General features: G+C 67.2%; 15 protein-coding genes and 1 pseudogene. 3 read left to right on the forward strand and 13 right to left on the reverse strand.

Annotated elements, in window-relative coordinates:
- The 7 genes and pseudogenes from G3N92_RS21970 to G3N92_RS22000 all read right to left on the reverse strand — a co-directional run.
- Positions 1–192 (reverse strand): annotated as a pseudogene (locus G3N92_RS21970) (hypothetical protein); the annotation flags it as partial.
- An 8-nt stretch (positions 193–200) separates the two neighbouring features.
- The gene (locus tag G3N92_RS21975) at positions 201–1,403 is read right to left on the reverse strand and encodes a tryptophan--tRNA ligase (RefSeq protein WP_206129689.1); all 1,203 of its coding nucleotides are present in this window, start codon (positions 1,401–1,403) and stop codon (positions 201–203) included.
- 9 nt (positions 1,404–1,412) lie between these two features.
- Positions 1,413–2,072, reverse strand: a complete 660-nt coding sequence (locus G3N92_RS21980; protein ID WP_206129690.1) for a site-2 protease family protein — start codon at positions 2,070–2,072, stop codon at positions 1,413–1,415.
- A 73-nt stretch (positions 2,073–2,145) separates the two neighbouring features.
- Positions 2,146–2,781, reverse strand: coding sequence for an L-threonylcarbamoyladenylate synthase (locus G3N92_RS21985; protein WP_206129691.1), 636 nt, complete (start codon positions 2,779–2,781; stop codon positions 2,146–2,148).
- 82 nt (positions 2,782–2,863) lie between these two features.
- The gene (locus G3N92_RS21990; protein WP_206129702.1) at positions 2,864–3,694 is read right to left on the reverse strand and encodes a 3',5'-nucleoside bisphosphate phosphatase; all 831 of its coding nucleotides are present in this window, start codon (positions 3,692–3,694) and stop codon (positions 2,864–2,866) included.
- Between the two features lie 73 nt (positions 3,695–3,767).
- Positions 3,768–4,664 (reverse strand): alpha/beta hydrolase, encoded by an 897-nt coding sequence (locus tag G3N92_RS21995; protein WP_206129692.1) that lies wholly within the window; start codon positions 4,662–4,664, stop codon positions 3,768–3,770.
- A 111-nt stretch (positions 4,665–4,775) separates the two neighbouring features.
- Positions 4,776–5,597, reverse strand: a complete 822-nt coding sequence (locus tag G3N92_RS22000; protein WP_206129703.1) for a ferritin-like domain-containing protein — start codon at positions 5,595–5,597, stop codon at positions 4,776–4,778.
- A gap of 219 nt (positions 5,598–5,816) precedes the next feature.
- On the opposite strand from G3N92_RS22000, the gene G3N92_RS22005 reads away from it, so the two are divergent.
- The 3 genes from G3N92_RS22005 to G3N92_RS22015 are packed head-to-tail and all read left to right on the forward strand — an operon-like array spanning position 5,817 to position 7,740.
- The gene (locus G3N92_RS22005) at positions 5,817–6,341 is read left to right on the forward strand and encodes a gamma carbonic anhydrase family protein (RefSeq protein ID WP_206129693.1); all 525 of its coding nucleotides are present in this window, start codon (positions 5,817–5,819) and stop codon (positions 6,339–6,341) included.
- A 36-nt stretch (positions 6,342–6,377) separates the two neighbouring features.
- On the forward strand, positions 6,378–7,328 hold the full coding sequence (hslO, locus tag G3N92_RS22010; protein WP_206129694.1) for an Hsp33 family molecular chaperone HslO: 951 nt from the start codon (positions 6,378–6,380) through the stop codon (positions 7,326–7,328).
- Between the two features lie 46 nt (positions 7,329–7,374).
- Complete coding sequence (locus G3N92_RS22015) at positions 7,375–7,740, forward strand: hypothetical protein (RefSeq protein ID WP_206129695.1); 366 nt, start codon at positions 7,375–7,377, stop codon at positions 7,738–7,740.
- A 75-nt stretch (positions 7,741–7,815) separates the two neighbouring features.
- Here the strand turns inward: G3N92_RS22015 and ftsB are convergent, their stop codons facing one another.
- The 6 genes from ftsB to G3N92_RS22045 form a co-directional block, all read right to left on the reverse strand.
- The gene (gene ftsB, locus G3N92_RS22020; protein ID WP_206129696.1) at positions 7,816–8,235 is read right to left on the reverse strand and encodes a cell division protein FtsB; all 420 of its coding nucleotides are present in this window, start codon (positions 8,233–8,235) and stop codon (positions 7,816–7,818) included.
- 82 nt (positions 8,236–8,317) lie between these two features.
- A complete protein-coding gene (gene eno / locus G3N92_RS22025) occupies positions 8,318–9,604 on the reverse strand; it encodes a phosphopyruvate hydratase (RefSeq protein ID WP_206129697.1) in 1,287 nt (428 codons plus the stop codon).
- A gap of 98 nt (positions 9,605–9,702) precedes the next feature.
- Positions 9,703–10,557, reverse strand: a complete 855-nt coding sequence (gene kdsA, locus G3N92_RS22030) for a 3-deoxy-8-phosphooctulonate synthase (RefSeq protein WP_206129698.1) — start codon at positions 10,555–10,557, stop codon at positions 9,703–9,705.
- Positions 10,554–12,215 (reverse strand): CTP synthase, encoded by a 1,662-nt coding sequence (locus G3N92_RS22035; RefSeq protein ID WP_206129699.1) that lies wholly within the window; start codon positions 12,213–12,215, stop codon positions 10,554–10,556. The genes kdsA and G3N92_RS22035 overlap by 4 nt, the downstream gene beginning before the upstream one ends.
- Positions 12,216–12,426: 211 nt before the next feature.
- A complete protein-coding gene (locus G3N92_RS22040; RefSeq protein WP_206129700.1) occupies positions 12,427–13,239 on the reverse strand; it encodes an alpha/beta hydrolase in 813 nt (270 codons plus the stop codon).
- 207 nt (positions 13,240–13,446) lie between these two features.
- Positions 13,447–14,141 (reverse strand): MBL fold metallo-hydrolase (locus tag G3N92_RS22045; protein ID WP_206129701.1); only part of this gene is annotated, 695 nt, incomplete at its 5' end.

Genomic DNA, 14,141 nt, shown 5'->3' on the forward strand with positions numbered 1-14,141 from the left:
CGCCAGCACCGGATGGCCGCGCCCGGCGAACCAGCGCGCATGTCGGCCCTGCCCGGCCGCCACGTCGAGCACCGTGCCGCCGGGCGGCACCAGGTGCGACCAGGCGGCGATCCAGCGCGACGGCGCGCCGGCCGCATGCGGCGCAGCGGCGCCAGCGCTGGAAAGCGGGATCGGCGTGGTGATGGACGTCATGCGGCGGCTCAGTTGTACGACAAGCCCATCGCGTCGCGCACGTCGCGCATCGTCTCGACCGCGTGCTTGCGCGCCTTGTCGCAACCGTCCGCGACGATCGCGCGCAGCAGCGACGGATCGTCCATGTACTTCTGCGCGCGCTCCAGCATCGGCTGCTGCTCGCGCAGGATGCCGTCGACCACCGGCTGCTTGCAGTCGAGACAGCCGATGCCAGCCGACTTGCAGCCCTGCGTCACCCACTCGCGCGTCGGCTCGTCCGAATAGACGAGGTGGAATTGCCAGACCGGGCACTTGTCCGGATCGCCCGGATCGGTGCGGCGCACGCGCGCCGGATCGGTCGGCATGGTGCGAACCTTCTTCGTGATGGTTTCGGCGTCTTCGCGCAGGCCGATCGTGTTGCCGTACGACTTCGACATCTTGCCGCCGTCGAGGCCCGGCATGCGCGAGGCCTTGGTCAGCAGGGCCTGCGGCTCGACCAGGATGATCTTGCGCGAGCCTTCGAGATAGCCGAACAGGCGCTCGCGGTCGCTCATCGACAGGCTTTGCGATTCCTGCAGCATCGCGCGCGCTTGTTCGAGCGCCTCGTCGTCGCCTTCCTGCTGATAGGCGTTGCGCAGCTCGCGATAGAGCTTGGCGCGCTTGCCGCCGAGCTTCTTGGCGGCTTCGAGCGCCTTTTCCTCGAAATCCGGCTCGCGGCCGTACAGGTGGTTGAAGCGACGCGCGATCTCGCGCGTCATCTCGACGTGCGGCACCTGATCCTCGCCCACCGGCACCAGCGAGCCGCGATACAGCAGGATGTCGGCCGCCATCAGCACCGGGTAGCCGAGGAAGCCGTAGGTGGAGAGATCCTTGTCCTTGAGCTTCTCGATCTGTTCCTTGTAGGTCGGCACGCGTTCGAGCCAGCCGAGCGGCGTGCTCATGCCGAGCAACAGCGCCAGTTCCGAATGCTCGGGCACCTTGCTCTGGATGAACAGCGTCGCCTGGGTCGGATCGATGCCGGCCGCGATCCAGTCGATCAGCACTTCCCAGACGTTCTTTTCGATGACCTCGGGCGTTTCGTAGTGCGTGGTCAGCGCGTGCCAGTCGACCACGCAGAAGAAGCACGGATATTCGGATTGCAGCTTCACCCAGTTCTTCAGCACGCCATGGTAATGGCCGAGGTGAAGCGACCCGGTGGGACGCATGCCGGAAAAGATACGATCGGGGAACATGTTTGTGTTTTAGAAAAGCGATGCAATGGGAGACAGGATGGCCCGCACGATGCTGTAGCCGATGCCGATGCCGGGCTGCAGCCAGTATTTCGACAGCACGCCGGTCATGAGCAGCAGCAGCACGACGATGAAGCCGTACGGCTCGATCCGCGACAGCGCGATCGACTGCTTGGGCGGCAGCAGCGCCGACAGCACGCGCCCGCCGTCGAGCGGCGGCAGCGGAAACAGGTTCAGCACGCACAGCACGAGGTTCACGCCCACGCCGGCGCCGGCCATGCGCGTGAAGAACGCCTCGTCGACATCGCCGGCGGCCAGGCCGACGGCAATCAGGCCCCACACCAGCGCCTGCACGAAATTGCAGGCCGGGCCGGCGGCCGAGACCCACAGGCTGCCCCAGCGCGGGTTGCGCAGGTTGCGGAACGCCACCGGCACGGGCTTGGCATAGCCGAACAGGAACGCGCCGCTCGTCAGGAAATACAGCGCGATCGGCATCACGATGGTGCCGATCGGATCGATGTGGCGCGCCGGATTGAACGACACGCGGCCGAGCGCGTAGGCGGTGTTGTCGCCGAGCAGGCGGGCGGCATAGCCGTGTGCGGCCTCGTGCAGCGTGATCGCGAAGATCACGGGCAAGGCGTAGACGACGATCGTCTGAATCAGGTTGTCCATAGCGCGATATTGTAACAAGCGGAAAATGACGGACGCGGAAAACCGGCGGCGCGTCGCCGCATCGGGATCGGGGTCAGGCGTTCGCGCTCAAGCCGAACGGTTCGAGCGGGCCACGGCCGGCTCGCACCAGCACCGGCTCGTCGCCGCTCAGGTCGATCACCGTGGACGGCTCGCGCGGGCACGCGCCGCCGTCGATCACCAGATCGACCTGTTTTTCCAGGCGTTCGCGAATTTCCTCGGGATCGTTGAGCGGATCCTCTTCCGACGGCAGGATCAGCGTGGTGCCGAGCAACGGCTGGCCGAGCGCCTCGAGCAGCGCCAGCGTGATCGCATGATCGGGCACGCGCAGGCCGATGGTCTTGCGCGACGGATGCGACAGCCGGCGCGGCACTTCCTTGGTGGCCTGCAGCACGAACACGTACGGGCCGGGCGTGACCGACTTGATCAGCCGGTACTGGTGGTTGTCGACCATCGCGAAATTGGCCAGCTCCGACAGATCGCGCACCAGCAGCGACAGCAATTGCTTGTCGTCGAGGCCGCGAATGCGCCGCACGCGCTCCACGGCGGTCTTGTCGTCGAGATGGCAGGCCAGCGCGTAGCTCGAATCGGTCGGCATCGCGATCACGCCGCCCTGCCTGACGATCTCGGCCGCCTGGCGCACCAGCCGCGGCTGCGGGTTTTCCGGGTGAATCCTGAAGAACTGGGACATGGACTGTGTGGGGAGAGGATCGTCGCCCGCGCGTGCGTTGCGCGCCGGGGCCAGGCCGCGCGGGCATGCGCGGCCTCGGAGGTCAAAGCCAGCGTTCCCAGACCGGTTTCAGATCCGGCGGCAGCGGCGGCAGGCTGCCAAGCTCGATGACGCTCTCGCCCGGCGCATGAAAATCGGAACCGCGCGACGCCTCGAAGCCGTAGCGGCGCGCGACATCGGCATATTCGCGGTATTGGTCGGGCGTGTGGCTGCCCGTGACGACCTCGATCGCCCGCCCGCCCAGATCGATGAATTCGCCGAACAAGGCGCCGAACTCGACGGGCGTGAATGCATAGCGGCCCGGGTGCGCGATCACGGCCTCGCCGCCTGCCTGCTGGATCCAGCCGACCGCATCGGAGAGTTTGGCCCAGCGGTGCGGCACGCAGCCGGGCTTGCCGTCGCCGAGATAGCGCGCGAACACGTCCGACGTGGACGCGGCGTAACCGGCCTCGACGAGGTAACGCGCGAAATGCGTGCGGGAAATCAGGTCGGGATTCGAAACGAAGCGCAACGCGCCCTCGTAAGCGCCCGGAATGCCGATCTCGGCCAGCCGCTCGCTCATTTCCTGCGCGCGCGCGGCGCGGCCGTTGCGGGTGCGGTACAGCCCGTCGACGAGGCCCGGATGCGCCGGATCGATATTGAGGCCGACGATATGCACGGTGCGCGACGCCCAGGTGACCGAAATCTCGACGCCGCTCAGGTAGCACATGCCGAGCGCCTGCGCCGCCTCGCGCGCCGCCGCCTGGCCGCCGATCTCGTCGTGATCGGTCAGCGCCCACAGCGTGACGCCCGCCGCGTGCGCGCGTTGCGCGACCTCGGCAGGCGTCAACTGGCCGTCGGAGACGTTGGAATGGCAGTGCAGATCGGCGTTCATCGTCGGAATCGGGTGCATGCGGGCATTCTACTGCAACGCCGCAATCCGGCGGACACGCCGAACCGGGGCGCGATCAGGCGCAGAACGCCTCGATCAGCGCGGCGACCTGCTCGGGCTGGTCGTGATGGACCATGTGGCCCGCGTCCTCGATGGTCTTCTCGCGCCAGTCGGGGAAGGCCGCGAAGCGCGCCTTGAATTCGCCGAGCGGAATCGTTCCGGCCAGGAAACGCAGCGTGGGCGAATCGACCGCCTCGATGTGCAGCACCTTGGCGCGCACCTTCGACCACACCGCCATCACTTCGTCGAGCCGGTAGAGCAGCGGGCCGGCCTGCTTGTGGGCCGGATCGGCGAGCAGGTGGTAACGGCCGCCGGCATCGCGGCGCGACCAGTAGCCGGCCAGGAACGCCGCACGCGCGGGCGCGAGCCGCGGGTTGGTCTTGATCAGGCGCGCGGCGACGTCGTCGAGCGAGGCGTAGCTCGCCAGGCGAGGCGGCTCGCGCAGCTCGTCGAGCCAGCTCGCCAGCCGCACCGGCGCCTGCGACGCCGGCGGCGGCGCGAGGCCGAAGCCCTCGAGATCGACCACGCGGCGCACCCGCTGCGGCCGTGCACCGGCGTACAAGCACACCACGTTCGCGCCCATGCTGTGACCGACCAGATTGACCTCGCCGTCCGGCGTGTAGTGATCGATCAGCGCTTCCAGATCGGCGAGGTAGTCCATGAACCAATACTGGCCGCCGCCCTGCGCCGCCACCGGATAGTCCGACAGCCCGAAGCCGCGCGCGTCCGGCGCGATCACCTGCCAGTCGCCCGCCAGCGCGTCGACCACGAACTGGAACGACGCGGCCACGTCCATCCAGCCGTGCAGCATGTAGAGCGTCGGCGCGCCGGGCCGCCCCCAGCGGCGCACGTGCAGGCGCGTACCGCGCACGGTCACGAATTCGGAGAGGGAGTCGGTACGGGTCTGGGTCATCGCGGCCACCGAAAAAAGAATGATCGTTCGATTATATCGATGCGGACGGCCCGGTGCGACGCGCAACACCGCAGCGCGTGTCGAGCCACCGCTCTAGGCGGGCGCCCGGGTTCAGGCGGCGGGCGGCGGATCGCGATCCTGCGCGACCAGCGCGTCGAGTTCGATCTCGTCGAAGCCGGCGTCGCGGCGCGCTTCGAAGTTGAACGGCCCGCGCAGGCGCGGCGCGTGATACTGCGCGGCCAGTTGCAGGTAGGCCGGATGCGGTTCGCGCCCCGTTTGCGCGCACAGATGGCGAAACCAGCGGTTGCCGATCGCAACATGGCCGATCTCATCGCGCAGGATCACGTCGAGGATCGCCGCCGACGCCTCGTCGCCCGATTGCGCGAGCCGCGCGCGAATCGGCGGCGACGCATCGAGGCCGCGCGCCTCCAGCGTGCGCGGCACCAGCGCCATGCGCGCCAGCACGTCGCCCGCCGTGCGCTCGCACATTTCCCACAGCCCGTCGTGCGCGGGGAAATCGCCGTAGCCATGGCCGAACTCGCCGAGCCGCTGCGCCAGCAGCGAATAGTGATACGCCTCCTCGGCCGCCACCTTGAGCCAATCGCCGTAGAACGCCTCGGGCATATCGGGAAAGCGCCAGACCGCGTCGAGCGCCAGATTGATCGCGTTGAACTCGATATGCGCCAGCGCATGCAGCAGCGTGGCCCTCCCTTCCGGCGAGCGCATCGAGCGGCGCTTCAGCAGGCGCGGCTCGACCAGTTCGGGGCGCTCGGGCCGCCCGGGCAAGGCCGGCGGCACGTCGAACCGGCGCGCCGGATCGATCCGCGCGCGGCCCGCGAGGCAATCGGCATGCAGCGCGCGCACCTGCGCGGCCTTGGCGACGGGATCGGTTTCGAGCAGCGCGGCGAGTGCGGCGGCGCGCAGACAGGGCAAGGAATCGGACGGGAAATTCGGGTCGGACATGAATACGACGCTGGCGACAGCGAAGCAGTGTGCGCGATCAATTCACGCAAGCATTTACAATAGCGGATTCCGGTGCGTTCGGCCGCCGCCCGCTTCGCGCGCGCCGGCCCAGGCAACCCGGCCCGCGCGGCCGCGCACATTGTACCGGCGCCACGGCGCCCCACCCTGCAGGCGACCCCAGGAGACAACGTGACCATCTACAAGCTCGGCGAAGACGCCCCGACCATTCATGAAAGCGTGTTCGTGGCCGACAGCGCGGCGATCATCGGCAAAGTGGTGCTCGAGGAAAACGCCAGCGTCTGGTTTGGCGCGACGATCCGCGGCGACAACGAACCGATCGTGGTCGGCGCCGGCAGCAACGTGCAGGAAAGCGCGGTGCTGCACACCGATCCGGGCTGCCCGCTGACGATCGCGCCGAACGTGACGATCGGTCACCAGGCGATGCTGCACGGCTGCACGATCGGCGAGGGTTCGCTGATCGGGATTCAGGCGGTGGTCTTGAATCGCGCGGTGATCGGCCGCAACTGTCTGGTCGGCGCCGGCGCCGTGGTCACGGAAGGCAAGACCTTCCCCGACAATTCGCTGATCCTGGGCGCGCCGGCAAAGGTCGTGCGTACGCTGTCCGACGAGGACATCGCGAAGATGCACGCGAATACGCAAAACTACGCGCGGCGACGCGCGTATTTCAAGGAGCAGCTCGTGCGGATCGGCTAACGCCGTCCGCCGCACTCCGCCAATCGAGGAACCGAAGTGAGCGACCAGCTACAGAAATTCATGTTCAACACGGCGCCGGTGCGCGGCGAGATCGTCTCGCTCGGCAGTACCTGGCGCGAAGTCCTGGCGCGCCGCAGCTATCCGGCGCCCGTGCGCCACATTCTCGGCGAGATGATGGCCGCCTGCGCGCTGCTGTCCGCGAACCTGAAGTTCAACGGCACGCTCGTCATGCAGATCTACGGCGACGGGCCGGTCAAGATGCTGGTCGTGCAATGCAGCTCGGATCTGTCGATGCGCGCCACGGCCAAGCTGTCGGATGCGACCGCTGCCACGCTCGGCGACGACATGACGTTCGCCGAACTGCTCAACGCCAGCGGCCACGGCCGCTGCGTGATCACGCTCGATCCGACCGACAAGCAGCCGGGCCAACAGCCGTATCAGGGCATCGTGCCGCTCAACGACCACGACGGCCCGCTGCAATCGGTCGCGCAAGCGCTCGAACACTACATGCACCACTCGGAGCAGCTCGACACGCGGCTCTGGCTCGCGGCCGACAGCGACCGCGCGGTCGGCATGCTGCTGCAGAAGCTGCCCGGCGACGGCGGCATCGTGCCGGCCGCCGACGAGCAGGACGCCGACACCTGGGAGCGCGTCTGCACGCTCGGCGGCACGCTGACATCGAAGGAATTGCTCGAAACGGAACCCGAGACGGTGTTCCGGCGTCTGTTCTGGCAGGAGAACGTGCGTCACTTCGAGCCGGCCGGCACGCGCTTCCAGTGCACCTGCTCGCGCGAGAAGGTGGGCGGGATGCTGCGCATGCTGGGCCGCGAGGAGATCGACGGCGTGATCGAGGAACGCGGCCACGTCGAGATTCATTGCGAGTTCTGCAACCAGCGCTATGAATTCGATCCGGTCGATGTCGAACAACTGTTCGTCACGCCCGAACTGGGCGCCGGCGTCGCGCCGGCAAGCGATCAGCGTCACTGAGCAGCACGCGGCGGCCTGTCCGCGCGCGCGCCGAAGGAGAAGCGTCATGAGTATCCGATCCACTCGCCAACTGCCGCTGCCGGCCTCGGCGGCCCTGGCCGCCGTGTTGGCCGCCACGCTCGCGGGCTGCGCGGTCGCGCCGTCGTCCACCGTGCTGAGCCGCCTGCCCGACGGCCAGCCCGGCGCCGCCACGGCCCAGGCCCGGCCGCTCACGCCGGCGGAGAAGCAGCGCTACGACGCGATCGACAAGCAGGTGCTGCGCGAGCAGGACGAAGCGATGTCGGCCGAGGCCGCCGCACGGGCCGCGTATTACGCGCCGGCGCCCGTGACCGTCTATGGCGGCTACTACGGCGGCTGGAACAACGGCTGGGGTTACGGTTACGGCTACCCGGGCTGGGGTTGGGGCTGGTAAGGCAGGCTTGCCGAATAAAAAACGCGACCCGAGGGTCGCGTTTTTCTTTGGCTGCCGCCGTACTGCCTGCCCGCATCACTCGCGATGCGCGGCGCGCCCTCGATGGCGCTCGGGCTTGGCGCGCGACACCGGATTCGGCACGACGCTGACCGGTGCGCCCGTGACGCCGTGATTGGTCAGCGACGCGGTGGAATTCTGGTTCGGCACCATCGGCGCCGGCGAATTCGGCGAAACGAACTGCACGAACACCTCGCCGTCCTTGATCATGCCCATCTCGTAGCGCGCGCGCTCCTCGATGGCGGCCGTGCCGTTCTGCAGATCCTGCACTTCGCCGGCAATGCGTTCGTTGCGCAACTTTTCGTCCGCGTTCTTCTGCGTCTGGTCGACCAGTTCCTGGCGCAATTCGTGCACGCGCAGCCAGCCGCCATGCCCCCACCAGAGTGGGTACTGAATCAACACCAGCAAGGCGATCAGAACGACAGTGACAAGCCGCATGTACGAGCCGCAGATATAAGAAGCGCCGCTTCACGAGGGTCGCGAAGCGGCGTCACGGAGGACAAGTCCGGATAGTAGCGCGTTATCCGCGCAGGTTGTAGAACGCCGACTTGCCCGGGTAGCTGGCGATATCGCCGAGATCTTCCTCGATACGCAGCAGCTGGTTGTACTTCGAGATGCGATCGCTGCGCGACAGCGAGCCCGTCTTGATCTGACCGGCGTTCAGGCCCACGGCGATATCGGCGATCGTCGAATCTTCCGTTTCGCCCGAGCGGTGCGAGATCACGGCCGTGTAACCGGCGCGCTTGGCCATTTCGATGGCGGCGAACGTTTCGGTCAGCGTACCGATCTGGTTGATCTTGATGAGGATCGAGTTGCCGATGCCCTTCTCGATGCCTTCCTTCAGGATGCGCGTGTTGGTGACGAACAGATCGTCGCCGACCAGTTGCACCTTCTTGCCCAGGCGGTCGGTCAGCAGCTTCCAGCCGTCCCAGTCGCTTTCGTGCATGCCGTCTTCGATCGAGACGATCGGGAACTTGTCGGCGAGCGTGGCCAGGTAGTCGGTGAACTCGGCCGACGACAGTTGCAGGCCTTCGCCGGCCAGCTGGTACTTGCCGTCGTGGTAGAACTCCGACGCGGCGCAGTCGAGCGCCAGCAGGACGTCTTCACCTGCGCGGTAGCCGGCCTTCTCGATCGCCTGGATGATGGTCGACAGGCATTCGTCGTTGCTGCCGAAGTTCGGCGCGAAGCCGCCTTCGTCGCCCACGGCCGTGCTCATGCCGCGATCCGACAGGATCTTCTTCAGCGCGTGAAACACTTCGGCGCCGCAACGCAGCGCTTCGCGGAACGTCGGCTGGCTGACCGGAACGATCATGAATTCCTGGATGTCCAGGCTGTTGTTGGCGTGCGCGCCGCCGTTCACGATGTTCATCATCGGCACCGGCAGCTGCATCGCGCCCGAACCGCCGAAGTAGCGGTACAGCGGCAGGCCGGCTTCTTCGGCGGCAGCCTTCGCGACAGCCATCGACACGGCCAGCATCGCGTTCGCGCCGAGGCGCGACTTGTTGTCGGTGCCGTCCAGCTCGAGCAGCGTCTTGTCCAGGAACGCCTGTTCCGATGCGTCGAGACCCATGATCGCTTCGGAGATTTCGGTGTTGATATGCTCGACCGCCTTCAGCACGCCCTTGCCGAGATAGCGGCCGGTTTCGCCGTCGCGCAGCTCGATCGCTTCGCGCGAGCCCGTCGACGCACCCGACGGCACCGCGGCGCGGCCCATCGTGCCCGATTCCAGCAGCACGTCGCACTCGACGGTGGGGTTACCGCGCGAATCCAGAATCTCGCGGCCGATGATATCTACGATTGCACTCATGATTTCCTCTGAGGATGACGATGGATTCCGTCTTGATGGCTGTGACGGCGGAGCAGACCCTTGCTACAGACGCCTGCCACCGCCGCCAAGTTCATGCATTAGTTGAAATCGTTTTCCAGGAACGGCGTGCGCTTGACGACCGTGTCGAGCGTGACGAGCGTCTCGAGCAGCGCGGCCATGCGGTGCAGCGGCACGGCGTTCGGGCCGTCGGATTTCGCCTCGGCCGGGTTCGGGTGCGTCTCCATGAACAGCCCGGCCACGCCCGTGGCCACGGCCGCGCGCGCGAGCACCGGCACGAATTCGCGCTGGCCGCCCGAGCTGGTGCCCTGCCCGCCCGGCAACTGCACCGAGTGGGTGGCGTCGAACACGACCGGCGCGCCTGTCTCGCGCATGATCGCGAGCGAACGCATGTCGGACACGAGATTGTTGTAGCCGAACGAGACGCCGCGCTCGCAGGCGAAGAAGCGGTCTTCCGACAGACCGGCTTCGCGGGCCGCGGCACGCGCCTTGTCGATCACGTTCTTCATGTCGTGCGGCGCGAGGAACTGGCCCTTCTTGATGTTGACGGGCTTGCCCGAGCGCGCGCAGGCGTGGATGAAATCGGTTTGCCGGCACAGGAAGGCCGGCGTTTGCAGCACGTCGACCACCGACGCCACCGGCTCGATTTCCTCGATGTCGTGCACATCGGTCAGCACCGGCAGGCCGAGCTGACGCTTGACTTCGGACAGGATGCGCAGGCCTTCGTCCATGCCCGGGCCGCGGAACGAGGTGCCCGAACTGCGGTTGGCCTTGTCGAACGACGACTTGTAGATGAACGGAATGTTCAGCTTCGCGCAGATTTCCTTGAGCCGGCCGGCGGTGTCGATCGTCATCTGCTCCGATTCGACGACGCAGGTGCCGGCGATCAGGAAGAACGGCCGATCGAGGCCGACTTCGAAATCGCCCAGTTTCATGCTTTCACTCCGGCACGCGCCTGCTGGTTGGCCAGCGCGGCTTCGACGAACGACTTGAACAGGGGGTGACCGTCACGCGGCGTGGACGTGAATTCCGGGTGGAACTGAACGCCGACGAACCACGGGTGCATCGAGCGCGGCAGTTCCATCATTTCCGGCAGATCCTCGCTCGGCGTGCGGGCGCTGATCACGAGGCCGCCGGCTTCGAGCTGGGGCACGAAACCGTTGTTGACCTCGTAACGGTGGCGGTGACGTTCGTTGACGTCGGCGCCGTAGATTTCCTCGGCCAGCGTGCCGGCCTTGATCGGGCAGCGCTGCGAGCCCAGGCGCATCGTGCCGCCCAGATCCGATTCTTCCGTGCGCTTTTCCACTTTGCCTTCGCGGTCGTGCCACTCGGTGATGAGGGCGACCACGCGGCTCGGCGTTGCCGGATCGAATTCGGTGCTGTTGGCGTCCTTCAGGCCCACCACGTCGCGCGCGAATTCGATGACGGCGAGCTGCATGCCGAGGCAGATGCCGAGATACGGCACGTTCGACTCGCGCGCATAGCGGATCGCGGCGATCTTGCCTTCGGTGCCGCGACGGCCGAAACCGCCCGGCACGAGCACGGCGTCGAGGTGCTTGAGGCTGTCGACGCCATGGGTTTCGATTTCCTCGGAATCGAGGTATTCGATGTTGACCTTGGTCGACGTGTGGATCGACGCGTGACGCAGCGCCTCGATCAGCGACTTGTACGATTCCGTCAGCTCGACATACTTGCCGACCATGCCGATCGTGACTTCGTGCTTCGGGTGCTGCAGGCGATCGACCAGCGAGGCCCACATCGAGAGGTCGGCATCCTTCGGCGAGAGCTTGAGCTCTTCGCAGATGATCTTGTCGAGGCCCTGATCGTGCAGCATCTGCGGGATCTTGTAGATGCTGTCGACGTCCCACACGGAAATGACCGCGTCTTCCGGCACGTTCGAGAACAGCGAGATCTTCTGGCACTCGTCGTCGGGAATGCGGCGATCGGCGCGGCACAGCAGCACGTGCGGCGAGATACCGATTTCGCGCAGCTTCTGCACGCTGTGCTGGGTCGGCTTGGTTTTCAGTTCGCCGGCCGTGGCGATGAACGGCACCAGCGTGAGGTGCACGAAGCACGCGCTGTTGCGGCCGAGGCGCAGGCTCATCTGGCGCGCGGCTTCGAGGAACGGCAGCGATTCGATGTCGCCCACCGTGCCGCCGATTTCGACGATCGCCACGTCCGGTTCGCCGCAGGTGGCCGAAGCCGCGCCGCGCTCGACGAACGCCTGGATTTCATTGGTGATGTGCGGAATGACCTGAACCGTCTTGCCCAGGTAGTCGCCGCGGCGTTCCTTGCGGATCACCGACTCGTAGATCTGACCGGTCGTGAAGTTGTTGGCCTTGCGCATCTTCGTGCTGATGAAGCGCTCGTAGTGGCCGAGGTCGAGGTCGGTTTCCGCGCCGTCTTCCGTCACGAACACTTCGCCGTGCTGGAACGGGCTCATCGTGCCGGGGTCGACGTTGATGTACGGATCGAGCTTGAGGAGGGTGACTTTCAGACCGCGCGATTCGAGAATCGCGGCGAGAGAAGCGGCAGCAATCCCCTTGCCCAGGGAAGAAACTACGCCGCCGGTGACGAATACATATTTGGTCATCGCTGGATGCTCGCGGGAAAAACGGATTATACCGTAAAGGCCGGGCATCTCTCAGCAATTGTGGGCCGATCGCGCCCTATCCTTGCCCGGTGCGGCAAGGCGGCCGATGGTCCGCTGCGGCGCTCGCGCGGCGGCATTGCCGACGCTCCGCGAGCCGCCGCGCACCCGTGCCGCCGGGCGCCCCGCACACCCCCTCGCGCCCCGCCCGCGGCTATGCGCCGGCGCCAGCCGACCGCAGCGTATTCAGCATGCGCTGCAGTGCGCGCGCGGTTTCGAGCGGGCGCTCCATCGGGAACAGATGCGAGCCTTCGAGCCATTCGATCCGGCCGCGCACGATGCGCCGCGTGGCGTCGAGTCCGACCTGCCGCACCTCGCGCGAACGCGTGCCGGCCAGGAAGCCCACCGGCACCGGCGCGCCGTGCGCGAGCCGCGGCCCGAGCGTGTGCGGCAGCGTCCGGTAGATCATGTATTCGATCTCGCGGTCGAACGCCAGCCGCCGTTCGCCGGACGGATCCGTCTGCGGAATGCCGTGATCGATGTAATCGGCCAGCATCCGCTCGTCCCAGCGCGCGAACGCCGGTTTTTCGCGGAAATGCCGCCAGACTTCGTCGCGGCTGCTCCAGCGCGTGCGCCGCTTGCGGGTGGCCGCGGCCGGCGACAGCCGCTCGTCGAGGCCGGTCCACTGGCTCACGCGCAGCGCGCTGCTGCGCCAGCCCGCGATCACCGGCGAATCGATCATGACGACGCCGCGCACCCGTTGCGGCGTCTTGAGCGCCGCCATCAGCGACAGATACCCGCCGAGCGAATGGCCCACCAGCCAGACCGGCCGTTCGTAACCTCGATCGATCGTCTCGACCAGCTCGTCGACGAGGTGCGGCCAGTCGCGCGTGACGGGATAGCGCCGGTCGTGGCCGATCCGCTCCAGCGCGCGGATTTCGTACTCGTCGGCCAGCTCGGCGAACAGCGTCCGGTAGGTCGAGGCGGGAAAACCGTTCGCGTGCGAGAAATGGAGGATGTCCTTCAACGGGGCGGTGTCTCCTGTATGCGATTCGGGGCGCGGCCAACAGCGCCGCGCGGCGCGATGTCGGACGAGCATAGCGCGTCCGTGACGCCGTATTTCACAACGCCCGGGCGAAGCACGCGGGTGCTTTCGAAACATGGCGATAAGCAATTGATTTTTATCGATTCCTTCGGGCTGGCCGCGCTTCGATGGTTCCCTCTACTCCGGCATTCATCGGTTCATCCAGTAGCGCCGATACCGCTCGCGATAACGCAGCAGCGGCAACCCGCCGGGCGCATCGGGATCGTTCAGCGTGACGCTCACCTGGCCGTCCCGATCGCTGCGCGCGAGCGCAATGCCGCGCTCGGCAAAACGCGCCCAGACGGTGGGATGCGGATGCCCGAAGCGGTTCGCGTAGCCGAGCGGAAACCATGCGGCGCGCGGCCCGACCGCATCGACGAACGGCTCCGACGACGAGGTGCGGCTGCCGTGATGCGGCACCACCAGCACGTCGGCCGCGAGCGCCGCGCGGTCGTCGGCCAGCAGCGCGCGCTCGACGCGCGTGTCGATATCGCCTGTCAGCAAGGCCCCCTGACGGCCTGCCGCGATGTGCAGCACGCAGGATTGCGCATTCGCGCCGAGGGGCGTCACACCGGCCGGCGGCCACAGCACGGCGAACTGCACGCCGTCCCATTGCCAGCGCTGTCCGGCCGCGCAGACGAGCCGGTCTGCCACACCGGCCGCCTGCGCCGCGCGCCATAGCCGGTTCGCGGGCGGCAGGCCGCCTGCAAGCTGCCCGACCGGCAGCGCGCCAAGCACGGCCGGCGCACCGCCGGCATGATCGGCGTCGGCGTGGCTGATCATCAGCACGTCGAGCCGTGCCACGCCGCGCGCACGCAGGAACGGCACGACCACGCGCTCGCCCG

Origin of the sequence: Burkholderia sp. Ac-20379, assembly GCF_017104645.1 — a bacterium.
In the GTDB taxonomy this organism is placed as follows: Bacteria; Pseudomonadota; Gammaproteobacteria; order Burkholderiales; family Burkholderiaceae; genus Burkholderia.